This window comes from Pelatocladus sp. BLCC-F211 (genome assembly GCF_041928655.1).
Lineage (GTDB): Bacteria > Cyanobacteriota > Cyanobacteriia > Cyanobacteriales > Nostocaceae > Pelatocladus.
On sequence record NZ_JBHFLM010000076.1, the window covers coordinates 1 to 25,689 of the forward strand.

At 39.5% G+C, this 25,689-nt stretch carries 24 protein-coding genes and 3 pseudogenes; 11 read left to right on the forward strand and 16 right to left on the reverse strand.

Annotated features, from left to right (window positions below):
* Positions 1 to 87: 87 nt before the first annotated feature.
* Positions 88 to 255: pseudogene (locus ACE1AT_RS09000) on the reverse strand (RNA-guided endonuclease TnpB family protein); the annotation flags it as partial.
* 58 nt (positions 256 to 313) lie between these two features.
* Here ACE1AT_RS09000 and ACE1AT_RS09005 point away from each other — a divergent pair.
* Together ACE1AT_RS09005 and aac(6') are read left to right on the forward strand one after the other, a co-directional pair.
* Entirely contained in the window at positions 314 to 505 is a 192-nt protein-coding gene (locus ACE1AT_RS09005) for a hypothetical protein (protein ID WP_374867426.1), read from the forward strand.
* A gap of 478 nt (positions 506 to 983) precedes the next feature.
* The gene (gene aac(6'), locus ACE1AT_RS09010; protein WP_374867428.1) at positions 984 to 1,436 is read left to right on the forward strand and encodes an aminoglycoside 6'-N-acetyltransferase; all 453 of its coding nucleotides are present in this window, start codon (positions 984 to 986) and stop codon (positions 1,434 to 1,436) included.
* Positions 1,437 to 1,461: 25 nt separating this feature from the next.
* Here aac(6') and ACE1AT_RS09015 read toward each other — a convergent pair whose 3' ends face one another.
* Positions 1,462 to 2,805 (reverse strand): alkaline phosphatase, encoded by a 1,344-nt coding sequence (locus ACE1AT_RS09015; RefSeq protein ID WP_374867430.1) that lies wholly within the window; start codon positions 2,803 to 2,805, stop codon positions 1,462 to 1,464.
* An 84-nt stretch (positions 2,806 to 2,889) separates the two neighbouring features.
* Here ACE1AT_RS09015 and ACE1AT_RS09020 point away from each other — a divergent pair, with 84 nt between their 5' ends.
* The gene (locus ACE1AT_RS09020; protein WP_374867432.1) at positions 2,890 to 4,326 is read left to right on the forward strand and encodes a carotenoid oxygenase family protein; all 1,437 of its coding nucleotides are present in this window, start codon (positions 2,890 to 2,892) and stop codon (positions 4,324 to 4,326) included.
* 207 nt (positions 4,327 to 4,533) lie between these two features.
* On the opposite strand, the gene hpsP is transcribed toward ACE1AT_RS09020, so the two are convergent.
* The 6 genes from hpsP to ACE1AT_RS09050 all read right to left on the reverse strand — a co-directional run bounded on the left by hpsP (position 4,534) and on the right by ACE1AT_RS09050 (position 10,646).
* Positions 4,534 to 5,709 (reverse strand): hormogonium polysaccharide biosynthesis glycosyltransferase HpsP, encoded by a 1,176-nt coding sequence (hpsP, locus tag ACE1AT_RS09025; RefSeq protein ID WP_374867434.1) that lies wholly within the window; start codon positions 5,707 to 5,709, stop codon positions 4,534 to 4,536.
* A gap of 84 nt (positions 5,710 to 5,793) precedes the next feature.
* Positions 5,794 to 6,978, reverse strand: coding sequence for a hormogonium polysaccharide biosynthesis glycosyltransferase HpsO (hpsO, locus tag ACE1AT_RS09030; RefSeq protein WP_374867436.1), 1,185 nt, complete (start codon positions 6,976 to 6,978; stop codon positions 5,794 to 5,796).
* A 73-nt stretch (positions 6,979 to 7,051) separates the two neighbouring features.
* A complete protein-coding gene (hpsN, locus tag ACE1AT_RS09035; RefSeq protein WP_374867438.1) occupies positions 7,052 to 8,101 on the reverse strand; it encodes a hormogonium polysaccharide biosynthesis glycosyltransferase HpsN in 1,050 nt (349 codons plus the stop codon).
* Positions 8,091 to 9,770: a hormogonium polysaccharide biosynthesis protein HpsL gene (hpsL, locus tag ACE1AT_RS09040; protein WP_374867440.1), complete on the reverse strand. Its 1,680-nt coding sequence runs from the start codon at positions 9,768 to 9,770 to the stop codon at positions 8,091 to 8,093. The genes hpsN and hpsL overlap by 11 nt, the downstream gene beginning before the upstream one ends.
* A 171-nt stretch (positions 9,771 to 9,941) precedes the next feature.
* Complete coding sequence (locus tag ACE1AT_RS09045; protein ID WP_374867442.1) at positions 9,942 to 10,316, reverse strand: hypothetical protein; 375 nt, start codon at positions 10,314 to 10,316, stop codon at positions 9,942 to 9,944.
* A gap of 114 nt (positions 10,317 to 10,430) precedes the next feature.
* Positions 10,431 to 10,646: a hypothetical protein gene (locus tag ACE1AT_RS09050; protein ID WP_374867444.1), complete on the reverse strand. Its 216-nt coding sequence runs from the start codon at positions 10,644 to 10,646 to the stop codon at positions 10,431 to 10,433.
* Positions 10,647 to 10,792: 146 nt separating this feature from the next.
* Here ACE1AT_RS09050 and ACE1AT_RS09055 point away from each other — a divergent pair, with 146 nt between their 5' ends.
* The gene (locus tag ACE1AT_RS09055) at positions 10,793 to 11,020 is read left to right on the forward strand and encodes a helix-turn-helix domain-containing protein (RefSeq protein ID WP_374867446.1); all 228 of its coding nucleotides are present in this window, start codon (positions 10,793 to 10,795) and stop codon (positions 11,018 to 11,020) included.
* Between the two features lie 330 nt (positions 11,021 to 11,350).
* The gene (locus ACE1AT_RS09060; protein ID WP_374867448.1) at positions 11,351 to 11,938 is read left to right on the forward strand and encodes a Uma2 family endonuclease; all 588 of its coding nucleotides are present in this window, start codon (positions 11,351 to 11,353) and stop codon (positions 11,936 to 11,938) included.
* A 170-nt stretch (positions 11,939 to 12,108) separates the two neighbouring features.
* Here the strand turns inward: ACE1AT_RS09060 and ACE1AT_RS09065 are convergent, their stop codons facing one another.
* The 4 genes and pseudogenes from ACE1AT_RS09065 to ACE1AT_RS09080 all read right to left on the reverse strand — a co-directional run.
* On the reverse strand, positions 12,109 to 12,678 hold the full coding sequence (locus ACE1AT_RS09065; protein WP_374867450.1) for a Uma2 family endonuclease: 570 nt from the start codon (positions 12,676 to 12,678) through the stop codon (positions 12,109 to 12,111).
* A gap of 119 nt (positions 12,679 to 12,797) precedes the next feature.
* Positions 12,798 to 12,974, reverse strand: coding sequence for a hypothetical protein (locus ACE1AT_RS09070; protein ID WP_374867452.1), 177 nt, complete (start codon positions 12,972 to 12,974; stop codon positions 12,798 to 12,800).
* Positions 12,965 to 13,162, reverse strand: a complete 198-nt coding sequence (locus tag ACE1AT_RS09075) for a hypothetical protein (RefSeq protein ID WP_374867454.1) — start codon at positions 13,160 to 13,162, stop codon at positions 12,965 to 12,967. The genes ACE1AT_RS09070 and ACE1AT_RS09075 overlap by 10 nt, the downstream gene beginning before the upstream one ends.
* Positions 13,163 to 13,367: 205 nt before the next feature.
* Positions 13,368 to 13,673, reverse strand: a pseudogene (locus ACE1AT_RS09080) (IS4 family transposase); the annotation flags it as partial.
* On the opposite strand from ACE1AT_RS09080, the gene ACE1AT_RS09085 reads away from it, so the two are divergent.
* Positions 13,627 to 14,055: an Hsp20/alpha crystallin family protein gene (locus ACE1AT_RS09085; RefSeq protein WP_374867470.1), complete on the forward strand. Its 429-nt coding sequence runs from the start codon at positions 13,627 to 13,629 to the stop codon at positions 14,053 to 14,055. The pseudogene ACE1AT_RS09080 and the gene ACE1AT_RS09085 overlap by 47 nt on opposite strands.
* A 432-nt stretch (positions 14,056 to 14,487) precedes the next feature.
* Here ACE1AT_RS09085 and ACE1AT_RS09090 read toward each other — a convergent pair whose 3' ends face one another.
* Positions 14,488 to 16,440 carry a S9 family peptidase gene (locus ACE1AT_RS09090; protein WP_374867456.1) on the reverse strand — a complete coding sequence of 651 codons (1,953 nt, stop codon included), beginning with the start codon at positions 16,438 to 16,440 and terminating at the stop codon, positions 14,488 to 14,490.
* 148 nt (positions 16,441 to 16,588) lie between these two features.
* Between ACE1AT_RS09090 and ACE1AT_RS09095 the strand changes: the two are divergent.
* Together ACE1AT_RS09095 and ACE1AT_RS09100 are read left to right on the forward strand one after the other, a co-directional pair.
* Positions 16,589 to 16,786 (forward strand): annotated as a pseudogene (locus tag ACE1AT_RS09095) (zinc ribbon domain-containing protein); the annotation flags it as partial.
* A 201-nt stretch (positions 16,787 to 16,987) separates the two neighbouring features.
* Positions 16,988 to 20,014 carry a protein kinase gene (locus tag ACE1AT_RS09100; RefSeq protein ID WP_374867472.1) on the forward strand — a complete coding sequence of 1,009 codons (3,027 nt, stop codon included), beginning with the start codon at positions 16,988 to 16,990 and terminating at the stop codon, positions 20,012 to 20,014.
* A gap of 106 nt (positions 20,015 to 20,120) precedes the next feature.
* Here the strand turns inward: ACE1AT_RS09100 and map are convergent, their stop codons facing one another.
* Together map and ACE1AT_RS09110 are read right to left on the reverse strand one after the other, a co-directional pair.
* Complete coding sequence (map, locus tag ACE1AT_RS09105; protein WP_374867458.1) at positions 20,121 to 20,903, reverse strand: type I methionyl aminopeptidase; 783 nt, start codon at positions 20,901 to 20,903, stop codon at positions 20,121 to 20,123.
* Positions 20,904 to 20,919: 16 nt separating this feature from the next.
* Entirely contained in the window at positions 20,920 to 21,900 is a 981-nt protein-coding gene (locus ACE1AT_RS09110) for a Gfo/Idh/MocA family protein (RefSeq protein ID WP_374867460.1), read from the reverse strand.
* 309 nt (positions 21,901 to 22,209) lie between these two features.
* Between ACE1AT_RS09110 and ACE1AT_RS09115 the strand changes: the two genes are divergently transcribed.
* On the forward strand, positions 22,210 to 22,512 hold the full coding sequence (locus tag ACE1AT_RS09115; RefSeq protein ID WP_374867462.1) for a ferredoxin: 303 nt from the start codon (positions 22,210 to 22,212) through the stop codon (positions 22,510 to 22,512).
* 380 nt (positions 22,513 to 22,892) lie between these two features.
* On the opposite strand, the gene ACE1AT_RS09120 is transcribed toward ACE1AT_RS09115, so the two are convergent.
* On the reverse strand, positions 22,893 to 24,500 hold the full coding sequence (locus ACE1AT_RS09120; RefSeq protein WP_374867464.1) for a SpoIID/LytB domain-containing protein: 1,608 nt from the start codon (positions 24,498 to 24,500) through the stop codon (positions 22,893 to 22,895).
* A gap of 189 nt (positions 24,501 to 24,689) precedes the next feature.
* Here ACE1AT_RS09120 and ACE1AT_RS09125 point away from each other — a divergent pair, with 189 nt between their 5' ends.
* Both ACE1AT_RS09125 and ACE1AT_RS09130 read left to right on the forward strand, forming a co-directional pair.
* On the forward strand, positions 24,690 to 24,953 hold the full coding sequence (locus tag ACE1AT_RS09125; RefSeq protein WP_374867466.1) for a sulfiredoxin: 264 nt from the start codon (positions 24,690 to 24,692) through the stop codon (positions 24,951 to 24,953).
* Between the two features lie 120 nt (positions 24,954 to 25,073).
* Positions 25,074 to 25,553, forward strand: a complete 480-nt coding sequence (locus ACE1AT_RS09130; protein ID WP_374867468.1) for a Dps family protein — start codon at positions 25,074 to 25,076, stop codon at positions 25,551 to 25,553.
* Positions 25,554 to 25,689 lie beyond the last annotated feature (136 nt).

The window sequence follows — 25,689 nt, forward strand, 5'->3', positions numbered from 1 at the left end:
CTTGATGATTGTCTACTAGATATTAGTTCTGGAGCTGAACAAGAGGAGGAAGATCCACAAGATTGATTCCCCTTGTTATTCGCGATTATTTATCGCGAATAATGTTTCTTTCTGTATTTTTACAAAATTGGGATGCTCCCCGTCCATCCAGTATCTCAAACATTTATTTCTAATGAATTGAGTAGTTTTGATAGCTTCCTCAATTGCTAAATATTGAAGTTTTTTAGCTTTGACTTTGTACTCTAGAACTAGCAACTTGACTCACCCCCTTGTTATGCCTATACTCTATTTAGTATAGATGATGGTACTAGGTATGTCAACAGGTAAAGGTAAAAAAAGAGTAAAAAATACTCCTGTTTTATATGATGAAGCTAAAAAGAGAAGAGGTGTATGGCTAACTGATACAGCTTGGCATTCTGTGCAAGAGCTAGCTGTAAAAAACGATGTAAGCGCCAGTGAATATTTAGAGGAGATGATTAGAAAATATTGCGTCACTGAGGCGTAAACGCCGCCATTCGGCTTTCATCCCTTGGATACGGCGCAAAAAATAAGCCCAGCCTTCTGAGTTATTCAATGCGCCAACAGTGCCAATCGCAGGGTTTATTAAGGCTGGGCTTATTTTCAAGCCAGATGAAACCCTTGCCTAAAGTACGGAATACGGCGCTGTGCGCCTGTTCCTCAAGGGTTTTCAGCCTGCTTTCCTTATAAATCCTTAGCTAAAAACTAAAACTAGCGTAGGTTGGGGAGCCAGTGCGTTGCGGGGGTCCCAAGAGTTGTAGCACCTGGCGTTTGAGGAACGTAGACGCGCCCTGCGCGGCTTCTCGCAGAGTAACCCAACATTATCAAGGCTTTGTTGGGTTGAGTGCAAGCGAAACCCAACCTACATTTCTTCTTAACTGAACCGTATTAAATTATAAGTAATCAAGCGAACCTGATATCACGCTTGTTGAAATCTGCTGTATTTGTATGCATGTGAGGTTCTGGTGAAAATTGTCAAAGTTACCCAGGATGAGTTTAATGAGTGGCTAGACCTGACTTTAAAATTATGGCCAGATGAATCACGTGAAGAAAGACAGATAAGTCTGACAAATATTCTCCAATCTCCTCGTGAGGCTGGATTTATAGTCAGAGCTGAAGATGGAAGTGCGATCGCATTTATGAATCTTTCTCTTCGCTTTGACTATGTTCCGGGTGCTACTCAGAGTCCTGTTGCGTATGTGGAAGGGATTTATGTGAAAGATGAGTATCGAAAACAAGGTGTGGGTAAATTTTTAATCGAGTACGCTCAAAAGTGGGCTATTGAAAATGGATGTGTGGAACTTGCTTCAGATGCTTTACTGGAAAACACAGCAAGTTATGAGTTTCATACAAAAGTAGGGTTCCAAGAAGTAGAACGAGTTGTCACTTTCATCAAAAAAATAGCTTCTTCTGAGTGATTTCTACTCTTTAGGAAAGAATCATTTAACTTTTTGATACTTCCTTACCAAACAACGTCCGGTACATCAACTTATAAATATCTGTATTATCAACCGTATTTGGTAGCAACTCAGAATTAAAACCATGTGCTTTTGCCACAATTGAGCCAGTGAAATCACCTAAACCAGCCCAAGTGATCGCAAAGGGAAAGCGTTTACCTTGTTTGTCTGGTGCAGAGACAAAAGGTAAAGTTGCAGTTCCTTCTTTTCCATCCCAGGGTGAACCGTTTTCGCCTTTTTCTGGTAAAGGCTGATTGAGAGGGAAATCTTTTTCTGTCACTCCTACTACTTCTAACCCACCTGCATCACTATCTGCGGCTGTTACCAACAAAGTATTCGGGTTTTTTTCAATAAATTTCATCGCCACACCGACAGCATCATCGGCGCGTTTGATTGCTTGAATACAACCAGCTGCATGATTAAAATTGCAGAAATTATCACTACCCTCTTCTTCTAAAACCACAAAGAAACCCTTCGAGTTCTGGGACACTATTTTTAAAGTTGCATCCAACATTTCCGCGACTGTCGGCGCTGTGGGGACATATAAAGGCAAATTTTGCTTTTTCAATTCTTCTTCTGGTGCATCGTTATAAGTATCATCGGCGGCAAAAATGCCCAGGACTTTCTTAGTATTTGCTGGTAATTGCAAGAGTTCATCACGGGTATAAACCACCGTGTAACCCTTTTGTTTGGCTTCTGTGATCAAATTGATTCCGTCTTGGCGTTGACTTTGTTCGGCGGTGGTGTGTCTTCCAGCTGTCCCTTTGGGTAGATACCACATCTCGCCACCACCCATAATTACATCGACTCCAGATAGAACAATTTGCTTAGTGATTTCGGCAAATTCGCGGCGATTTGCAGCCTTAGCGACAAATGCACCCGTCCCCGGTTCGTGAATCATCCCGGAGTTAATAATTGCAGTTCCTTTACCTGTGGCGATCGCTTCTTGCATAATTGTCTGAGATTGACCAGAAAAAGCAACTACAGGTTGAAAAGCTTCATTCAAACCGAAAGAATCAGCATTTACTTTCACTCCTGTGGCGTGAGTCACCGCACCAGCGTTAGACGTAGCGGTGAGTTGGTTTTTCATGTGTCCCAAGTACACAGCCAAATGCGACATCTGATCCCAATTGAGTCTACCATCAGGGCCAAGATAAAGCATCCGCGCCGCCCCCCAGTGAGATACACTCGTACCATCTGGATGAATAAAGATTACATTCCCTGGGCGGGAGTTGGTGTTAACTGGGTTCGGGGAAGTGCAGGCCACTAATATAGCTACTAAGACAGTGGCAGCTAAGACAATTATTTTGTTATTAAATAGCTTGAGCATATGTTTAATAGGGACGTAATAGTATGAGGTGTAGGAGTGTGGGACATCCTTACACCCCTACACCCTTTCTTTGGTCAATTTTCTATGGCTTTAATTAAAGACAAGTTAAGAACAAAAGCTTGGGCTGGTGCAGTAGCACAACCAGCCCAAGAATTTCCTCTCACCCCCTTACCTGTAATTTCTGGCACAATTTCATCTGGTTTACGCGGCACACTTTACCGCAACGGCCCTGCGCGGATGGAGCGGGGCGGTATACCTATGGGACACTGGTTTGATGGAGATGGTGCAATTCTGGGCATACATTTTACTGATGCAAGTGCTACGGGTGTTTACCACTATGTTCAAACTATTGGCTACCAAGAAGAAGCTGCTGCTGGTAAACTACTTTACGGTAACTACGGGATGACAGCACCAGGAGCATTTTGGAATAAATGGTTCAAACCAATCAAGAATGTTGCCAATACTAGCGTGTTAGCACTTCCAGATAAACTATTAGCATTGTGGGAAGGTGGTAAACCCTACGCTCTCGATTTGCACAATTTGGAAACTTATGGCGAAGATGATTTAGGTGAGTTAACTAAAGGTTTAACTTATTCCGCACACTACAAACGTGATTCGCAGACAGGGGAAATATTTAACTTTGGAACCACTCCTGGATTAAATTCCACTTTGCATATTTATAAAAGTGATGCTAGTGGCAAAATTTTCCAAAAAGCAGCTCATGAACTTGATGGTATTCCTTTGGTGCATGATTTTGTTTTAGCAGGACAATACCTGATATTTTGCATTCCGCCAGTGCGGCTGAATTTGCTTCCTGCTTTAACCGGGTTGAGCAATTTTAGTGATACTTTGAAATGGCAACCTAGTAAAGGAACCCAAATTTTAGTCATTGACCGCGAAACCTTGAATATCATCAGTCGTAGTGAAGCAGAACCTTGGTATCAGTGGCATTTTGCTAATGGTTATGTAGATGATAGCGGTACGATAATTGTAGATATTGCGCGCTACCAAGACTTTCAAACCAACGAATATCTCAAAGAAATTCCTTCCGGGGAAACTCACACCCCAGCTCAGAGTACACTATCGCGAATTTACATTCATCCCCAAACAGGCAAAGTTACTAATACTCAACAAATATTAGACCGTCATTGTGAGTTTCCTAGTGTACCACCCCAAAATGTCGGACAAAATTCCAGATACACATACTTTTCGACTTTCCGACATGGGACAGATATTAGCCAAGAAATATTAAATGCGATCGCCTGCTATGATCACAAAATCGAAACTCTCAGCGAAACAAACTGTGGTGAAAATCGCTATCCCAGCGAACCCATCTATGCAACAGACGCAGACAATCCACAACAAGCTTGGATTTTAACGGTTGTCTACGATGGGAATTGCGATTGCAGTGAAGTTTGGATATTTGACGCTCATCGCTTAAGTGAAGAACCCGTGTGTAAACTGGAATTACCAAGTGTCATTCCTCCTAGTTTCCACGGTACTTGGAAAGCGAAAGATTAAGGGTGTAGGTGTGTAAGAGGATAAGGGAAGGGAGAAAATAGAAAACCAAGCATTGATATCAGGTTCGCTTGATTAGTTAATAATTCCCTCTGAACCCCACCCCCAACCCCTCCCCGCACGCGGGGAGGGGTGGCGAAGCCGGGGTGGGGTAGAATGAAAATGAGTACAGATGCGATTCATCGCATCTAAGTATTGTAAAGACGCGATTCATCGCGTCTCTACTACAATCTGCTTGTATGCTTGGATTGTTTGACGAGCGATCGCATCCCAACTATAGTTTTGCAATGCATATTCTTGAGCGTTTAACCCTCGTCGTTGACATTCCGCAGGATTTTGCAAAGCGGTACGCAATGACTCAGTCAGTGTTAGCACATCTGTCGTAGTCACCCATCCCGACTGACTTTCCTGCACCTGTTGGTAAATATGCACTTGATCAGAAATGACTACAGGTGTTCCTGCTACCATTGCTTCAGCGACAGCGATACCAAAGTTTTCGTAGTAGGAAGGTAAAACAAATAAATCAGCAGCTTGTAGCAGACTAGATTTTAATTCCCCAGTGACAAAACCAGTAATTGTAGTGTGCGATCGCAAATTAGAATGATCTATCTGTGATTTGATTTTATTCTCATAATCAGGATCTTGGGGGTTTGTTCCAGCTAAAACAAAGTGAAAATTTAACCCTGCAACTAAAAGCTTTTCCAAAGCTGGAATCAACAAATTCAAACCCTTTTTTTGATCAATTCGCGACATAAATAATACTAACGGGATATCATCATCAATACCCAATTGATTACGTATGCTTTTCCTATTTTCCTGGGGAGGAATCACACCCAATTGCATCACCAAATCTCGTGTTTTTACTCCGAATCTTTCGGAAATTTTCGCTTCTTGAACACTAGTAAAATGAAGTGCAGCCGCACCAGCGATATTATCACGCTCTAATATTGCAGCATAAATTTGTTTCAAATATCTTTTTTTTTGTAAATCGGCTGGGTCAAGAGTACCTAAAGGACGCAAAATATAAGGTAGTTTTCGATGACGACAAATTGCCGCAGCAGCACTACTTACAGGAGAGAATAAAGCATGAATGTGAGCTACATCAAACTCTTGGGCGTAGCGATTTAACCACCTGCATAAATCAAGAGAAAATTTGTAGCGACGAAAAGGTGTGCAACGAAAATAGATGATTTCATAACCATCTTTCTGAATGGGAATATTTAAATTAACATCCAAAGGTTTTTGACCGTTATCACCATTACTATCAGTTGTAATCACAGTAACTTTCACACCTTCTTTTGCTAAAGCCGGGGCTAATCCTAGTATCATTTGACTTGGACCACCGTAAATTAGGGAAATAGAAGGGACTATTTGGAGTATATGCATTATTTATTATTTTTGATAATTCGACCACCGATGCACACAGATAAACACAGATGACCACGGATAGATTTTACGGATGCTTTTATGTTATTGCTTTTGATTATTGAGTAATTCTTGGTAAAACTCTAATTGCTGTTTTGCTAAAGCTTTATTTGTATATTGTGACATTGCTTTTTGATATCCCATTTCACCTAAATTTTGGGCAAAATCTGGTTTTTCTATGAATTTAAGAATGCAATCAGCAAGGATTTGGGCATTTCCTTCAGGAAATACTAAACCAGCATCACCAATTACGTGAGGAATCTCACCCGAATCAGAACCAATCACGGGTACTTGACAAGCCATTGCTTCAATCAGAACATGACCAAATTGTTCTTTCCAACCAATAGCAGTTAAGGTTTTAAATTTGTATGTTGTTTCCGATGGTAGTACCAGAGTATTCATTAAGTTGATATATTTATAAACTTCATCATGGGGAACACTTTCTACTATCATTATTCGGTCTTGAATCTGGTTTTCTGTGGCTTTTTGCATTAACTCTGTTCGCAAATCACCACGTCCTAGCAGCAATAATTTCCAAGCTTTATCTTTTGGCAAAAGAGTTAAAGCTTCTATCAGAGTCAACAACCCTTTTTCTTTTACAAATCGCCCGACAAATCCAATAATAAATTCATCTCTTTGAATACCTAATTGCTTGGCTAAATCTGGTTGTGATTTAGGTGTAAATACACGTTCATCCACACCTAGTTGAGGTATGACTTTAATTGGTCTTTTGTATCCACGTTGGCGTAAGATTTCAGCACCATCTTGATTGCCAGATATAATACCGTGGCTATTTTGGAGATTATATTTCTCTAACAAAGAAACTGGAAAGTTTAATTTGTATGGTAAGTTCCACCAGGTAAAAAATAAATTTTTTGCTTGTAATCCCAAAAGTTTATTCAAGGTAATCATTTGAGCATAAGCTAGACTTCTCGAACCTTGTTCTACTTGAATTATTTGGGGACGAAACTGTCGCATTAAAGATATTAAATCAGTGCCAAAAGTCAATAATCCTTGATGATTTTGACTAAAGTTATAAATAGGTACAATCTGAAATCTACCTTCTTGGCGATATTTGGCTTCAATAATTTTGTTTTGAACTCCTCCCGGTTGCCATTTTTTAGGGATTACAACTGTTACTTCAATCTTTGATTCTAGCTGGGATAGAGCCAATAGTTTCTCACAGTTAATATCTACAATATAGCTATGACTTGCGACTAGAATTTTCATAAATAAAAAATAATAATTAATATATGAAGTTCGTAGTAAGGACTTGAGTCCTTTTTAAGCACTAAAGTGCTTACTACAAACTCTTATCTAAATGAGTGTAAATTTGACCATCATTCCACAGAGATTGGATGATAGTTCCTAAAGCTTTAGCAAAACCTAAAGCGTAGAAAATAGCACGGGTGAAAATTTTGATTGGGGAACCACTTTTGTGACAAGGGGGACGTCCTAAAACATGACAGTCAAACAAACGGATGTAAAGGCGTAAAGCTTGACTAACAGTCAGGTTTTTTAGCCCCAATAGAAAATGATTGTGATAAAAAGTAAGTTGATATTTGAGCGATCGCATACTAATATCATGACAACCACCCGTTTCTTCTCCCAAATGCACTAAACTAGCTTCTGGGTCATACCAAATCTTATAACCGGTTTGTCGTAACCGCAAACAAAAATCAGATTCTTCTCGGACTGCACTACCAATAAATCTCTCATCAAAATGCAGTCCATGCTGAGTAAAAATCTCACGGCGAAACGACATATTACAACCCCTCGCTGTCAGCACTTCTTGGGGTTTGATTGTATGTACTAAATCTATATAATACCAAGCAATACCAGGGTCCATTGCCTGGGGTGGTAGATATTCAATCGTCTTATAAGGTGCATCTCCCTGCGTTTTTCCTTGAACAGTATCAGCTATTTTCATCCTGTCAAAAACTCGCCCAGCAACAGCGCCTATCTCTGGTTTTTCTAAATAATTTTTTGCATGAGCTGATAAAAATCCAGGGTTTAATTTCACATCATCATCAATAAATAAAACTATATCTCCTTGAGCGCGTCGCACCGCATAATTACGCGCCCCTGGTAAACTAGCCCAGTTTAAACTGAACCATTGTATTTTACCTGCTGTAGCTTGTTCCGATAAAAAAGCTTCGGTTTCTAGTTCATGTTTTGGAGTTTGATCTACTACTAAAACTTCAAAATTTGCATAATCTTGGTTCAAGACATCAATCAAACTATCTCGCAGCGCTTCTTCTCGACCATAGGTAGGAATAATCACAGAAATCAAAGGTATTTTGTCATTAGTAGAGACGCGATTAATCGCGTCTGTACAAGAGTTATTTGTCATTTGTTAGTTGTTCCTCCTTGTTTCCTTTGTCTTCTAATTGTTGCAGTCTTTCCATTTTGTCTATGACTGGTAACTTTAAAAGAATTCCAGCCGCAAACCAATAATAAACAGCTACAGGATCAACATCTAGAGGATAGTAATAGGTGTTGTAACTAATAAACAATATAAACACCCACATAGCAGCACCGTAACTGCGGAAATTACGGTTTTTTACCAAACGATACTGTCGAAAACAAATAATTGTTAAGGAAGTAACCAAACCAATAAATCCTAATAGTCCAAAAATTCCTACTTCATAAAGGACTTTTGGATAATAGGTTTCGACTAGCTTTGTTGGGCCCATCGCACGTGCAGAATTAGTTGCACGACCTAAACCACTTCCAAATGGCCCATCTACACTTTTCCAATTTTCCTCAAATTGTTGAACTATAAATTCATAGGGAGGAGAAGCATTCCAACGTGCGATAAAACTATCTGTTCTCTCTTGTACAACAGTGGGATTACTAACGATTGCAATTCCCAAAAGCAGAGCTAGTCCAGCAAATATAGGGATAAATCTTTTTAAATTTCCAATTTGACCTGTCAGCACAAGTAACATTACAAAACAAACTGGTACTAGAGCTAAAGCAATTCTTTGTCCCGAAATAACTGCATTAATAAATACAGATGCCATTGAAGCTAAACTGATAATTCGCCAAATAATAGCAGGATCGCTAAAGCCAGTTGCAAAGGTAAAAAACGTGCTAGAAATTAAAAACCATGCCCATTGCCAAGGTGCAACAAAAGTTCCTGGTAAGCGAATCATTCCTTGACTAGGACTATAGACTAATGAACCACCAAAAAAACATCTTGCTTCTAGCGAAGCTTTAAATAAAGCAGCACCCTCCGCATTTCTTGTACCTTCACATATTCCAGTTAATAATAATAAATATTGAATAAACCCCAGCACACAAGCAACAAGGATTAAAACAACTTGTAAGCGAGAAATAAATAGAAAATCCCGTTTATTACGAATTAAATAATAAACACAAGCAATCAGAGGTACATAACCTAAAAATACTTTTAAGCCCAAAATTCCCATACCAATTGGAAATTCTTTTGGTGGTGTTTTAAAAAGTGCAACAGGAGGTGGGTTAAACTGCTGTCCAGCATTTACAAATAACAATGTGACTATACACGACCCTAATAAAATATATAGTGGAGTTTTAATTCCCTCCGGAATAATTAGGGGTAATCTCTGTTTACGACAATTCTGCCAAAGTGCAATCAATGCAGGAATATAGAAAGAGTCTTTAGCTAATTGCAGTATGGGACTATTGCCGATGTAATAGGTGATAGTACCTCCAAATGGTACATAAAAAATAAAAGCAAACAAAGCTTGGCGGGGATATTTGTAGGCGAGTGACATGACTATAATTCCCAATACTGCCGGAACTGCTGCTTTAATTCCAGCTACTAAAAAAAGAATAAAGCCAAGAAATAAGCCGCCACCAATAGCAGGAGTCAGTATATTAATCAGTTCTTGACGCGCCTGTGCTGCTTTGCGCTTTTGGGCTAAACGTTCTTTGAGGGTCAGTGTGGGAGTTTCTTGTTTTTTCTGCTTTTTGGTTTTTTGATTTTTCTGATTTGTTTTTTTATTTTTCCGGAATTTGACCTTTGATTTCGGCATGATTTGTTATCAATACGCCTTTTGAATAGCCAATCATAGCCTTGGAAAGATTCAAATGTAAATAAATATACTGGTGTGTGAAGGTTCGTAGTGAGGACTTTAGTCCTCAAATATTTAAGCACTAAAGTGCTTACTACAAACCCAGCATAATGCCCTGGTGCAAGAATTCACTTAACTTGCAACCGCCATTGGCTTTTTGCGATTGGGACGCTTGCGGTCTGATTTTTTCTTCAGTCCAACGGCTTGGGCTTGATCACTATCTGAACCATATTGACCACGCACAACTTCTTTCATCGCTAATACAGCGTTGTGAAATTCCCATTCTGCTAATCGCGCAGCATCAGCAGCAGCGCGGTATAAAGCTAGTTTTTCGGTTTCGACTTGTTGTTGCATCACCATTGCCTGATAAGCTTGCTGTAAGTTGTCAACAGAAGCATCAGCACGGCTTGTATTGTAGGTGCTGATGGTTTGCAAACCGTGCAATGAATCAATATCTTGACTAATTATTTGAGGAGACAAACGACGTGTTGTGTCTGGGGTAGGCATAAATGCATACGTATGAAACTACACATTTAATGTTCCCATTACAACAATAAAAATAACAGTAAGATATTTAGATCCCCGATTTTTGTAAAAAGTCGGGGATCTGAACTGGAAATTTTAAACCTCTTGTTTTTGTTTCATTTTTTCAAGTTTTTGAGCTATGGCTTGAGCATCTTTGCCCAAAAAATTATTACTGTCGCCGTTGCTCCAAATTATGTGACATGCTAATTGCCAAGATTGATGAATATGAATCTGGCGAAACTGAATTTGACGAGCGTAAGCTAAGTTTAAACAGCCTCTTGTAGGTGTTTGACAGAGAATAGGTTGTGGCATAATTAGTTAGACCTTTAATAAAGGGTCGAGAAGCGGTTTCTACTTTGGTTGGGTGGAACCGCTTCTCTTATTTCATTATCTACCAGTTAATTGCGCTTGTCAATAAGCGTAGTTAAATAACATGTAAAATATAGTAGTATGTTGCTATGGATATGAAGCAGTTAAGAGAAAAAGTTGGTTTAAGGACAGTAGACGTAGCATCACAACTAGGAATTGCTGAGTCTACTGTTCGCAATTGGGACAGTGGTAGACATTCTCCTAGATTGTCTATTGAAGAGATACCGAAATTCTTGGAGGTGTATCAATGCACTCTTGAAGAAGCGATCGCTGCTGCAAAAGAAAGTAGAAGGAAGTTTGATGAAGCTAATTCCTGATTTAATCTTTTGCAAGCCGATACATTAACAATGTAAGCCGATGCATTAACAATGTAAGCCGATACATTAACAATGTAAGCCGATGCATTAACAATGTAAGCCGATGCATTAACAATGTAAGCCGATACATTAACAATGTAAGCTGATGCATTAACAATGTAATCGTTTTTAAGCACTGAAGTGCTTACTACGAGCCGTTTTTAACTGGTTGAGGGGTTTGATTCCCTCAATCATTTTCCAATAACATCATTTATTCCTGGGCGGATTATGGCAAGAATGAAATAGTACTGTTATGCAGGCGATCGCTTTTCCCTTGGGAAGTAAAGATATATGAGTATTACTCAAGCTAAACTTTTTACCCTAGCTGAATATCACAAACTCGCGGAACTGGGCTTTTTTAGTGAAGATGATCACATTGAATTAATCAATGGAGAAATTATTCAAATGGTAGCAAAGGGCAAAGCCCACGAAACTTGTTTGCGAAAATTGTTAAAGGAACTGCCAAGATTAGTAGGAGACAGAGCAACTTTACAATCTCAAGCACCAATTATTCTACCGCCCAACAGCGAACCAGAACCAGATTTTGCTATTCTTAAAAATCGCTCAGATGATTATCTTTTCGGTCATCCCGAACCTGCTGATGTGTTGTTAGTTATAGAAGTTGCAGATTCTTCTTTAAATTATGACCGAGATGTGAAGATACCTCTCTATGCTAAAGCCGGTATTGCTGATTATTGGATAATTAATTTGGGTGATAATTACCTAGAATATTACAGCGAACCATATCAGGATAATCAAGGTAAATATGGTTATTTAAATAAAAGAATTGTCTTAGCAAATCAGGTAATTACTTTACCTTGCTTTCCTGATTTGACATTAGATTTAAATAAAGTATTTCCACAAAATATGAATGCTTAAAATAAAAAACAAAAATGGACAGATACCCGATTTCTGAGGGCTTAGAGGATTCGGGGATCTTGTTGTTCACGAATAATTTAGGAATATCAAAATTTAATTAATGTTCGTAGTAAGCACTTTAGTGCTTAAAAAATAAGATTTCTACTTTCATCTGCATGTCGGACAATCATTTACACAAAAAACCGACTTACAACACAACTAAAACCAGGTAACAAAGGAGAACTCAATTCATCATTATCTAACAACGTTACCATCAACTTTAAAATTCCATTTTCCCGGCGATAAACTTCAACTTGTTGCAATCGCCAATCTGCAATCCAATATTCCTTCACTCCCCGTGAAGCATAAAGCTTGAGTTTCGCTTCTCTATCCCGACGCTCATTTTCCACACCAGGAGATAACACCTCTACCACTAACTCCGGTGCGCCTGTTAAATGTCCCGCTTCGTCAAGCAAAACCGCTAAACGTTCATGACTCGCCCAAACCACATCAGGGATGACATTATCAGTTTCCGAAAACAGCACACCAGGAGTGATACTTGCTTGTCCCAAACCACTAGAATCTGACCAAAAATCAAGTTCTCGGAAGATACGACCGCAAGTACGTTGATGTTTCCAGTGGGGCGCTCTGGTCATGAATAACTCTCCGTCTATAATCTCATAGCGTGTACCCTCGTTTTCGGGTAGAAGAGCTATGTCTGTAGTAGTCCAGCGCACACGCTCAGTTGCTGTCTGATTCATAGCCGCTCTCTTTTTTAATAGAGTTATATTTTAAAGCTAACTGATAAATTTGCAATATCAAGCGTCAATTCAGATCCCCGACTTCTGAGAGAAGTCGGGGATCTCGCCACCTATCATTACTAAATATCTTTGCTTTTTTGCCAATCTTCTAATGCTGCAATGACAAAAGTTGCTGCGGGATGATTGAGCATTTGTCCTAATGCTTGAATTCCTCCAGTTTTTAAGGCGCTGATTACTCGTTGACGCAGCTTGGAATTATTATCGATATGTTGAATCGCTGTTGTTGCTACTGCCATTTTTCCGCAGTAGTATTAGTTGGGTAAGTTTGGGAGAGTTGATTAAGTAGCTGTTGGATTTCTGCTGCTGCTTCAGATAAACTATTTTTAGCTTGGTTAACATTAAAATCGCCTTCCACATTACCAGCAACATTGGTTGCAGAGCCATAAAAGTTTTGAGAAAAATTTTTAGAATTATCTGACATCATATTTATAATCTCCGCCAAATATTAAATACCTTGTGGTTGGGGTGTATAGAGAAAATTGCCTTCCACATTACCAGCGACACCAGTAACCGTTTCATAAAAATTTTGTTGCGAGAAATTCATGATTGGTTGAGTTGATTTAATCGCTGTTTTAATAAATTTTGTATATTCGTACTGATTAATTTTGCTGAGGGGGCGACGAAATCAGCTAAAAGATAGACTCTATAAGCTTCATAGCTCTTAGACCTTGTTGATAGTACTTCCGCTTATTAGGATTTAATTTCATTAATTCCGTTACTAATTCCATACAAATATCCTTAAAATTGACCCAAGTTTGGCCATATAAGCCGACATAAAAGCTACTATGTCTGCGCTCTAACCGATTCCTTTCTTTGATCCGACCAACATATTTTTGTATTCCTTTACGTTTAATTTGTTGACCTTGAATCGTTGTAGAAGTGTAAGCAATTGCTATCAAGAAAACTAAAGAAATAAAGCGTTCACCCTCAACCTTAGCTTGGGTTCCTGCTGTAGAGTTAATTGATACGAGTGATAACTTGGTTTTCCATGCACAATTACCTGGTGTAACAGCTAAAAATCTGGATATACAGGTAACTCGTGACGCTGTAGCGATCGCCGGGGAACGTCAGCGTCAGCATCAGTTTGAAAATGCGAACTACCTGCATTCAGAGTTTCGCTATGGTAAGTTCCAGCGAGTTGTTAATTTGCCTGTTGCTGTGCAGAATGACAAAGTACAAGCAGATTTCCGCGATGGTATCCTGACTCTGACTCTTCCCAAAGTTGAAGAAGTCCGCAATTGTGTTGTGAAAATTAATTTAGGTGAAGCTACTGCTGATCAAAGCATAGACACAACTGCTCAAACCGCCTGCAATTGAAATCGCACTCTCATAGCGAAAGCAAAGGGTTTAAACCCTTTGCTAGTAGCACAAGTCGTCTGAAGACGACTTCATAAAATCAAACAGTAGACCTCTTGGATAAATTCTCAAAACCCCGTTCTAGGTTAATTTTGCTTTGTGTCTTGGTGTCTTGGTGTTAAATAAATTTCATTGAAACACCAAGACACTAAGACACTAAGAAGTAATACCATTTCACGTTAATCGCGATACACATAAATAATGTAGAGACGTGCCATGGCACGTCTCTACAAAAAAATATGTTTCACTTTTAAAGGAAATTGATATGACACCTTAAATGGAGGTGTTTCAAATATTCATGCAAGAGGTCTAGTCTGCTTTAAGCAGACTTTTGCTATAAGCGTTTTTTTGAACATTTGCGATGCTCCCTAGACTTAAGTCGAGTGAGGTTTATTATTTCAGCAAATATTCTTTTACAAACATCACCGTTGCATAAAACTGGAAATCAATATTTTTCTTCTTACTAAATCCGTGTCCTTCATCTTTTGCCATTAAATACCAAACTGGCACATTATTTTTTCTGACTGTCGCCACAATTTGTTCTGCTTCGCCTAAAGGAACACGGGGATCATTTTGACCATGAATGACAAATAGCGGTTTTTTGATGTTACTGGCGTTATTGACGGGCGAAATTTTGAGCAAGAATTCTCGCATCTTCGGATCACGTTCATCACCGTATTCAACTCGTCGTAAATCACGCCGATAGCTTTCAGTATTTTCTAGGAAAGTGACAAAGTTGGAAATGCCGACTATATCAATTGCTGCACGAATGCGATCGCTATATTTTGTTGCGACTGCTAAGGACATGTAACCGCCATAGCTACCACCTGTTACCAAAATTCGGTCTTTATCCAAGTTCGGTTGAGTTGCGATCCAATCGAGAAGTGCGCCGATATCTTGAACCGAATCTTCCCGTTGATAACCATTATCTAATGTCAAAAAAGTTTTACCGTAACCAGTAGAACCCCGGACGTTAGGAAACAGCAAAGCAACACCCAACTCATTCAAATAATAGTTATAGCGTCCCAAAAAAGACGGGCGAGATTGTCCTTCTGGCCCTCCATGAATATCAATGATTACCGGACGCTTGCCTGGAAATTTAGCAGGAGGGCGATAAAGAAAACCAGATATAGTTTTATTATCAAAGCTTTTCCACCGCACCAACTCTGCATCAGAGAAATTTGCTGTATTCAACCCGCCAGTTTCGCTTTCAGTCCAACGTTCAACTTTTTGAGTGCGGATATTCACAGAATACACATCTGCGGTGAAACGAGCTGAAATTAGAGTCAAGCCCAAATCTTCGTTGTTAGGATGCCAAGTAATACCGTATACCTGCCCCACAGGTAATTTAGGTAAAGGCTTTTCTTGCTTAGTTGCTGTTTCCCATAAGTATAGTTTGCTTGCTCCATCTTCATTAGTAACAAAAGCTAGGTATTTTCCATCTTTTGTCAGGTCAAAATCTTCCACATCCCAAGGAATCTGATTAGTTAAATAAGTGTGTTGCAGTGTAGCTAAATCAACATATGCCAACCGAAAAAATTCTGAATCCCGATCAGTCGTTACATATAAACCCTTACCATCTTTGCTAAATAAACCACCTCCGTAGGAAACTTTCTCTTTCCCTCCCTTGGATGTAATTAATTTTTTCTCGCCAGAGTTAGTATCTACCAGCCACAGATAACTTTCATTAACAGATACATATTCTATTGCCAGGATTTTACGATCATCAGGCGACCAATCCAATGGTTGCCAACCACCACCTTCAACTTGTGCTAGTAACTTATTGCTCTGAGTATTTTTCGGGTCAATAATGTAAAAATCGTTATCTTTACCTGTGCGACGAGTCGAGGTGTAAATCATGCGATCGCCACTATTAGACCATACACCCCGGCTATTTTTGGACTTGCCATCGGTTAGTAAGGTAATATCACCCGTCGCTAAATCATAACGATAATTCTGGTTAAATTCGTTACCATCAATATCTTTACTGAAAACAAAATAATCGCCCTGGGTTGGTTGAAAAGTCCCTCCACCGACCCGTTCTGGAAAGAAAGTCATTTGCTGACGACTACCAAGAGGGAATTTGACCAAATGCACTTGTGGCGTGTCTGCGAAACGGGTTGAAATCAGCATTTCGCGACGTACTGGGTGCCAACTAGAGAGACTAGCAGCACGAAAATTAGTGTAGCGCTCAACCGTTTGTGCTAGTGTTGCTGGAATTGGTGGAATTCCCTCGACAACTAGGTTTTCATTGGGAGTAATCACAGAAGTTTGAGCAGCAACCATGAAATTTGGTAGCAGAAATACTGCAAGCAGTGTAGCAAAGAAGAGTGAGAAAAATGGCATTTTTTGAGTATGGCAGATTCTGAGCTTAGTGATTTCGCTATTGACTTTAATTGATCAGTGCGCGATCGCCATCAAATAATTTGCAATTTAAAGCTTTTAATATGGAATTAAGTTGAAATATTATAATTCATGAACTCACATATAAGTTATGATTATTTGTCCTAATTGCAATCACTCTAACCCTGATGGTTCTGTCCAGTGTGAAGCTTGCTATACACCGTTACCAGCGACTACTAACTGTCCTAGTTGTGGGGCGATCATACAGCTAGATGCTTCTTTTTGCGGCCAGTGTGGCTATCACTTACAAACTAATTCTGTAACGGTAAAAACGCAAACTACTATTCCAGGTAGTTCTGTCGCAAAACCACACACTATAATACCATCATCAGCACCGCCTGTTACTTCTAACACTCAATTCCCTCCTAATAGACAGCAGAAAAAAACAGGTTTAAAAAAAAGGCTTTTACTCCATTCTCTCTATCAAGAGATAGCAAGAATAATTGCAGCGATAAAAACTAGATGCTGCTTAAGAAAACGTCAAAAAAATGTGTCTGTAGCGCCATTTATCAGAGATTTAAGTAAGTACAAGTTTGGTATTCCTCTCAAGCCTATATTCCGTTTTGCTCATGAGCCTGTACACTCAGGAAGTTCTCTGGCATTTATTGGGCGACAAGCAGAATTAGATACCTTAGCTGAACGGATTTTATTTTCTAATGGTGGTTCTTTTCTTGTTACAGGTTATCGTGGTGTTGGTAAAACTTCCTTTGTCAATCAAGTTATTAAGCATTTAGAAGAATCTTTACCTTGGGCTGAGACATATTTGGGTAAAGTGGAAATTCTTGCTGTACAGCTTAATATGGCACGTCCGCTACAACCTGCGGAATTAATGCACCATATCATCCGCAGACTGTATCACAAGTTATTAGAAAAAGGAATATTCTCGTACCTCAGTCTTGATTTACAAGAACAAATAGCGCTTGCATATCACCGCACTTCAGTCAATATGACTCGAACTATGGCAGATTCTTCAGAAAGCAATTTTGGCATCAACGAATTTAGTCTTACAAGTGGTAAACTCAAGGCTAGTTTTAAGCCTGCAATTAGTTATAAACGTAGCCACACTCAAAACTATCAAGCTGCATTTTTAGGATATGACGATAAAGCCGCAGAGTATGACGTTATTGAAATTTCTCGCCGATTGACCGCAGGCTATATCAAACAATCAAAATTATGGCAGCAAAATCAACCATCATTACTTAGCAAGTCAAACAAGCGTATCCGATTAAAAATCATCTTTGTTTTTGATGAAATGGATAAGCTTGAAGAGTACGTAGTTGAAGATGCTGGAACTCAAAAACTTTTTATAGATGTTATTCTTAGTAATCTCAAAAATCTTTTTACAACCTCTGGTATTTCATTCATATTTGTAGCTGGGAAGGATTTACAAGAACGTTGGCTTGAAGATTTAGGGAAGGGCGACAGTATTTACGAAAGTGTTTTTTCCTACGATAAATACTTGCCTTGTATGTGGGCTGATGTTAATCATATCTGCGATGCACTAATTGACTGGGGTGCTGTACCAGATCATCCTACTCTCGTTAAAGATAGTTGTAGTAAATGTGGTACTCCAACTGTTGCAAAACAAATGTTTTGTAATAACTGTGGTGCTTATGTCTTAGATCCCTCTGAAGCCAAAATCATGTTTGAAGATTTCAAAAAGTATCTTGCTTATCGAGGTCGTGGTCTACCTCGACGAATTATTCGAGGGTTTAATGAGTACGTGCAATGGAATCAAAAACGACCAATATTAGTATTTACACATCAAGATGTTCGTCGTATCCGCTTCTATGCTGGCTTACAAGATGTTTTAGTAGAAAACTTAAGAAAATTATTAGGAAATATTACGGAAGAATCTCTAGGCTCACAAAAAGATAAACAGTTGTTAGGAATTTATTACTTAGTAGATTGGATTTTACGTCAAGGCAATCGTGAGTTTTCTTTAAATGATGCAATTAAAGCATCAAAACAACTCAGTGCCAAAATTGCCTTAGCGGAAGAAATTGCACTACATATTATAGGAGATGTTATTAATTTTCTATTAAAAAATGAATATCTGGAAGATGTCAAAACAGAACTGAGTCAAGCTCAAATTGTCGATGTTAATGTGCAAATTGATAAGCTCTACAAAATACCTCCTCGACGCATCACTGAAATGACAGGTATATCAGATATTTTTGAAGAAGAAGCCTATATATTGCGTCAAGAAGAAAATGTTTCAGTGCAAATAGAGAATTACAAAATAATAGAAAAAGTTGGTCTTGGTGGTATGGCGAGCGTCTACCGTGCCTGGGATGAACTGAATGAGCGATGTGTAGCAATCAAACTCTTAAACAATAGTTTGGCATCAAATTCCCAAGCAGTCAAACGATTCAAACGTGAAGCAGAAGTAATGCGTACTTTAAAACACCCAAATATCGTTAATTTTTACGATATAGGTGAGGTAAAAGGACAGCATTATATCGTTATGGATTATATTGATGGGCCTAATCTCAGTACGGTTATAGATAAGCAAGGTAAACTAGAATTTATTTTGTCGTTGAATATTATAAAACCTGTAGTAGAAGCGCTATTTTTTATACATAATCAAGGCTTTTTTCGTAATGATGTTAAGCCAGGAAATATTTTGTTTAGCACTACAGGTAAAGTGTTTATTACAGACTTTGGTATTAGCAAATCAAATCAACCTGACATGGAAATTACAGGTATGATTATGCCTATTGGGACTCCACATTACATGTCACCAGAACAATGGGAAAATCAACTAGCAGATGCACGAACTGATATTTATGCTATTGGTGTAACTCTTTATGAAATGATCACAGGTCGGCGACCTTTTGAAGGAGATTCGGTTGAGCAAATTAGACAAAGACACTTGTATAATCATCCTATTCCGCCATCACGCTGGACTAATTTAACTCCAGAAGCTGAAGCAATTATTCTGAAATGCTTGGAAAAAAATCCTGAGCAACGCTTTCAAAATATGAGTGAGTTAGCCTCAGAACTAACTAAAATTATTGACAAATACCCATCTGTAGATTTAATACCAATACTAGAAATGACAGTGGGACAAGTTAAAAACGATATTGTCTTTGAACTACAAGATACAGAATTCCCTGCTTCCATAGACTTTTCTAGTGATAACTATCCTCTTCCAGAACCCCCAGTTCCAACCTCTCCATTTTCCTCCACACAAATCCAAGTTTTTGGTTCACACTTATTTGTACTTGCAAGTTCGGAATCCACAAGCTCAATATCTGTAGGAAGTGTAATTCAATTAAATAAAGATACAACAAGTTTTGGTCGCAGTAATGACAACGAAATTTATTTAGAAAATAATCGAGTATCCAGGTTTCACGCCAGGATTATCAACAAAGATGGCATTTACTATATAGAAGATTTAAATTCGAGTTTTGGAACTTTAGTAAACGATAGTTTAATTCGAGGTTTATATCCGTTGAAAATGCAGGACAAAATACAAATTGCTGATTTTATCTTTGAGTTTAGGCAAAGCTAATAAGCCTTCTGGTAAGAGGAGGTTGGAAACGGACTTTGGCTATTAGCCTAGAATAAAATTCTAGGCGTACTCATGACAATGTGTTAAATCTGTGTCTAGTAAATCACTAGAAAATGTTTACTTTCTCTGACTGCAATGTCAGAATTTCCACACCATCTTCTGTGACAGCAATTGTATGCTCAAACTGCGCCGAAAGTTTGCGATCGCGTGTCAAAGCAGTCCAACCATCGCTTAAAACCTCAACTTCCCAAGTACCTTCATTAATCATGGGTTCAATGGTAAATACCATACCAGGTCTGAGTACTCTGCCTTTGCCTCGTGTGCCGTAATGGGGAATATCTGGTGCGGTATGAAAAATATTGCTGATTCCGTGTCCAACAAAGTCTCGCACTACAGAAAAACCCTGTGACTCAGCATATTCCTGAATCGCACCACCAATATCTCCAATGCGTGCGCCTGGTTTCACCTCAGCAATACCTCTGTCACGACATTCTTGTGTCACCTCGACTAATTTTTTGGCTATGGGCGAGGGTGTACCAACAAAGAATGTTTTAGATGTGTCGCCGTGATAACCATCCACAATCAGTGTCACATCAATATTAATTATGTCACCATCCTTCAAAATTTGCTTGGGATTAGGAATACCGTGACAAACCACCTCATTAATACTGGTACAAATTGACTTTGGGTAGCCTTTGTAACCAAGAGGCGCGCTTTTCGCTCCGTGAGCCTGTGTCCACCGTTCTGCTTCATCGTTAATTTCCAGGGTGCTGACTCCTGGCTTCACCATCGGTTCTAAATGATGTAAAAGTTCGGCTGCCAAGTGACCAGCCTTACGCATTTTCTCTAGTTCTCTTTGGGATAAAATTACAATAGTTTGATTTTTCATAAGAGTTTAATTATCTTTATTCATTCACAACTGCGGTTAACCCGGTTTCGGCAGAACGCCTCGCTGCATCCGCAACCTTAAGAGTATACAAGCTTTCCTCTGGAGTGACATACAATAGAGTGCCATCAAAAAGATGGTTTAACACCATACTTGTATCTTTAGCAAATAATCCTCGGCGACTACCAACCTCTATGGGTGTGGTTTCTTCTGCCTTGACTAACACTCCAGTATTACCATCAAAAATTAATCCTCCTTTTTCACCATGAACCTCAAATCTACGTTCTGGTTGCCACATAGTTTCGCCTTTAGCATAGATCACTTGTGCTAGCAGTCCACTGCTAAAACTCAACTGAGCCACACAGAAACAGCTTTGATAATATTCTGTTTCCCTTGCCCAAAAACGATTGTGACAATTGACTGTTAGAACTTGACCAAATAGATCAGTCAAGCGATGTAATCTTGACAACGCTCCGATTAAGGGAAAACCGAAAAGTTCATGGCTGTAAGTCCATTTATTGGGTGCGGGATGTTCAGGTTTAATAGTGTTGTAGCGGACAAAAAAAGGCTGCCCAACTTTAGGTAAATTTTGCTTCAGGGCTTGATGCACACCACCCAAAAGTTCTATATGTTCTACGTGTAGGAGTTTATTTTGAGTTTTTGCTAGGGCAATGAGTTTCTCAGCCTCTGGCACACTCAAGGCTAAGGGATACTCAAGAATTACGTGTTTACCGCTAGAGAGTGCTAATGCTGCGATCGCACTATGATCTCGATTCACTGTACAAATTATTACTAAGTCTAGATCATCTCTGGTGACGAGTTCTGTCCAAGAACTCATGACTTGACACTGAAATTCCTCAGCAAAGGTTACTGTTTTTGCGGGTGTGTTTCCAGCAACAGCAACAAGGTGCGTTCGCTCATCATCCATCAATGCTTCTGCACGTAGCTTTGCCGCATACCCAGTACCAACTAAACCAATACGCACTTTAGTTTCATCCATTCTTAAACTATTATGAGAACTTAATCAGCAAATTTGGACGATTTATCTATACATTCAAGCTTCTTTTCAGAATTATAAATATACCTAATAGTTTAACTATTAGCTGGTTTATTCTATAAGCAAAACTTATTGTTGGCAAGTAACTAAATTTCATTACTAATCGCCTTGAAATTCCGGTTACATCCTTTTCTTTTTCTCGTAGTATCAGAAGTGAAGCAAAATATCACAACCGACTAATCCTATAGGACTAGCCGAACTTCTTGCTTCAAGATAACTTATACTGCCGCTTGCAAAAGAGAGGATTACTGTATGGCAACTTTCAAAGTTACACTCATTAGCGAAGCCGAAGGGCTGAATACAACTATTGACTGTGATGACGATACTTATATTCTAGACGCTGCTGAAGATGCTGGTCTGGACTTGCCCTACTCTTGTCGTGCTGGTGCTTGTTCCACCTGTGCTGGTAAGCTTGTGTCTGGTTCTGCTCCAGACCAGTCTGATCAATCATTCTTGGATGATGACCAAATGGAATCTGGATACATCCTGACCTGTGTTGCTTATCCAACCGGAGACTGCACCATCGAAACCCACAAAGAAGAAGAACTCTACTAAAACTTAGGCGCCTCACATCTACATCTCTTGCAAGAGTCATGGATGCCCTAATAATAGGGGAAGAAAAAGCAGGACAGACAAAGAAAATTCTTCTTCTTCTGTGTCTGCCCAAAACACCTAAAATTTGGCAAAAAGTCAAGTTGTACCTTGGCAAAACGGCAGGAAATGCATAAAGTTGCCTTCCTGCCTTATTCGCTTGATTATTGAGCGCATCTAAACAAATAGACAAAAGCTTGCTGCACAAGCTTTTTACCTACAGAATAGCTGCCCTCTTCTACTAGTTTAACTAATTCGCCGTAAGTCCTGCACGCTCATTTGATACTCCAAGTCAGTGTGGGTAGCTCACTACCTCTACTACCTCTACTTGAATGCTATTTCAGCTAAAAATTTCTGTTCGTCAATTTAATACTATTGTCGAGAATATGAATTTGAGTGCCAGGATAGTAAAACTCTAATATTTTTGCATTCGACCAACCTAATTGAGCTAGATTTTGTGCGCCTGTTTGACTCAAACCAACTCCGTGTCCCAGCCCACCACCAACAAAGGCGTATCCCCAAAGCCCCGATTGACCTTTATTGAGAGGTTGCAGGTAAAATAATGTACTTACCGGAGCAAAAAAGGCACTACGAACTTCATCTTTGTATAGGTAAAATGTGCCAATTTCTGTGTCAACAGCTAGTTTGAGAATACGTCCGCTTCTGCTGCGTTCTACTACTTTCATCCCTTTGATGGTTTTAAACTTAGCATAAGGGCTATTTTTTACCTTCAGAAATTTCTGTAAACCTTTGGTGATATCTTCTAGTTTGGTTTCTCTACGCCAGCGGAACAGATCCCACTCGCTTTCATTAAACCCCTTTTTCAGGTTGATAAATCGCTGGAAGTTGTTTTCATCTGCGAGATTTTGCCCCCGCAAGTTCCAAATATTGCTCGGAGAATCAATTATGGGTTGCAGATAAGGACGGTCATCTCCATTCCAAACGTCGCTGAAAGCAGCTGTGACACCGCCAGTGGTAGAAGAATAAAGGGCGTCTACCAACTCGTCATTATATGTCAGTACCATACCTCGTGTAGTAGCGATCGCTTGATCTGTAGCGGCAGTGGCTCCCTTCAATCCATAATAAACTTGACAGTGTGTATCAGCGCATAATTGATACCCATCTGCCTCAAATCTATGTATATTTCGCAGAGCATAGGTACGAGCAATAATCGCTTGTGCTTCCATTGAGGCTTTTGGGGCTTGAGTACCTATTTCATAAGGTACTACTCCACGCAAGTATGTTTCTAAAGGCACTAAGTTTACTAAAGTATAAGTACCATAAGCATTTGACTGTAACTGTAAACGTCCGGCGTAGAGTCGGGCATTTTGTGGTTTATTAGTTTCGTTTACCTTAACTAAATTTTTATTACTACTTATCTCCAGATAGTCATCACTGTAACGCTTACCATCTATTACCCAGCTCACTCGTGATAGTTTTTGTGGAGTTTTAGTATCAAGAAGCACTTTATCTTTGTCGGTAGCTTGCAAGCTTTCTAATAGTAAGCGACGTAGCAAAGGAGTGCTGTAAACATCCCGTTTTGCCCATATTTGCCAACGTTCTGGTTGAGCGATTTCTACTTCAATACCCTTGGATTGCCAATTTTTCGCACTATCTTCGGCTGTTTCATAAGTCCGGTAGGTTCCCAGCACCACCCGTTCCTCAAGCGGTGGTTCCACTAACGGTTGCATCGTCACTTCCAATTTGATTGCTTTGTTTGTAACCAGAGTTTGCGGCTGGTTATTACCTTTTTGGAATTTTAACTGCAAGCGATCGCCCTCTGTGGGTTCAACTAGCAACTGTTCTTTCGGATTATCTCCAAAGCGTTGCACAATCCCAACTCGCAGTTCTACATCATTCGCCAATCCTTGAGGACGCGATGCAGCCGTCAAGCCCAATAAACAAAATGTTGTCAGTACACTATACGAACAACGCCAGAGCGATATTTTCATATAAGTAGATCCGCAGCCAGTATCATCTTTAATAAATTAGACGACGAAATTCCTTTGTAGTTTAGTCGCTTTATGAGGTTATTTGGCTATTGATCTTGGCTATATTTTAAACTCTTTTAACAAAATAGTTGCAACCCAAACTCATAATGACTATGATTTATATAGAGGACTAGGAAACATTTTAAAGATATGGTAAAAGTTCAAGAAATACCCTTAAATCAGATCAGGCGACCCTTACCACGCCAGAACGATCCCAACAAAGTGCAAGCCTTAATGGAATCAATTAGTGAAATTGGACAGCAAGAACCAATAGACGTTATAGAAGTGGATGGGCAATTTTATGGCTTTTCTGGCTGCCATCGTTATGAAGCTTGCCAACGTTTAGGTAAAGAAACAATTTTAGCCAGAGTCCGCAAAGCACCCAAAAGTGTGCTAATGAAGCATTTAGCGTAATAGACATTTGTCATTTGTCCTACTCTTCGAGAAGCCGAAGAAGGCGCGTCTAAGTCATTAGTCATTGGTATTAACAAATGACCAATAACTAATGAGCAGTAACTAAACTAGGAGAAAACTATGCAATCTCTACCAGTAAACATCGGTATTGACGAAACCAACAGAGCAAAAATTGCTGAGGGGTTGTCTCGTTTACTAGCTGATACCTACACCCTCTATCTGAAAACTCATAATTTTCATTGGAACGTCACTGGGCCAATGTTCCAAACATTGCATCTGATGTTTGAGCAGCAATATACAGAACTGGCCTTGGCAGTTGATTTAATTGCTGAGAGAATTAGAGCATTGGGTTATCCTGCACCAGGAACCTACAGCGAATTTGTCAAACTTAGTTCCATATCAGAAACCTCTGGAGTTCCCAAAGCTACAGACATGATTCGCCTACTAGTAGAAGGACAAGAAGCCGTCGTCAGGACTGCACGCTCTATTTTTCCGATACTAGAAGAAGTAAACGACGAACCCACAGCCGACTTGTTAACTCAACGGATGCAAGTACATGAAAAGACAGCTTGGATGTTGAGAAGTTTACTGGAAGAGTGAGGAACGAAGATCGGGGATCGGGGATCGGGGATCGGGGATCGGGGATCGGGGATCGGGGATCGGGGATCGGGGATCGGGGATCGGGGATCGGGGATCGGGGATCGGGGATCGGGGATCGGGGATCGGGGATCGGGGA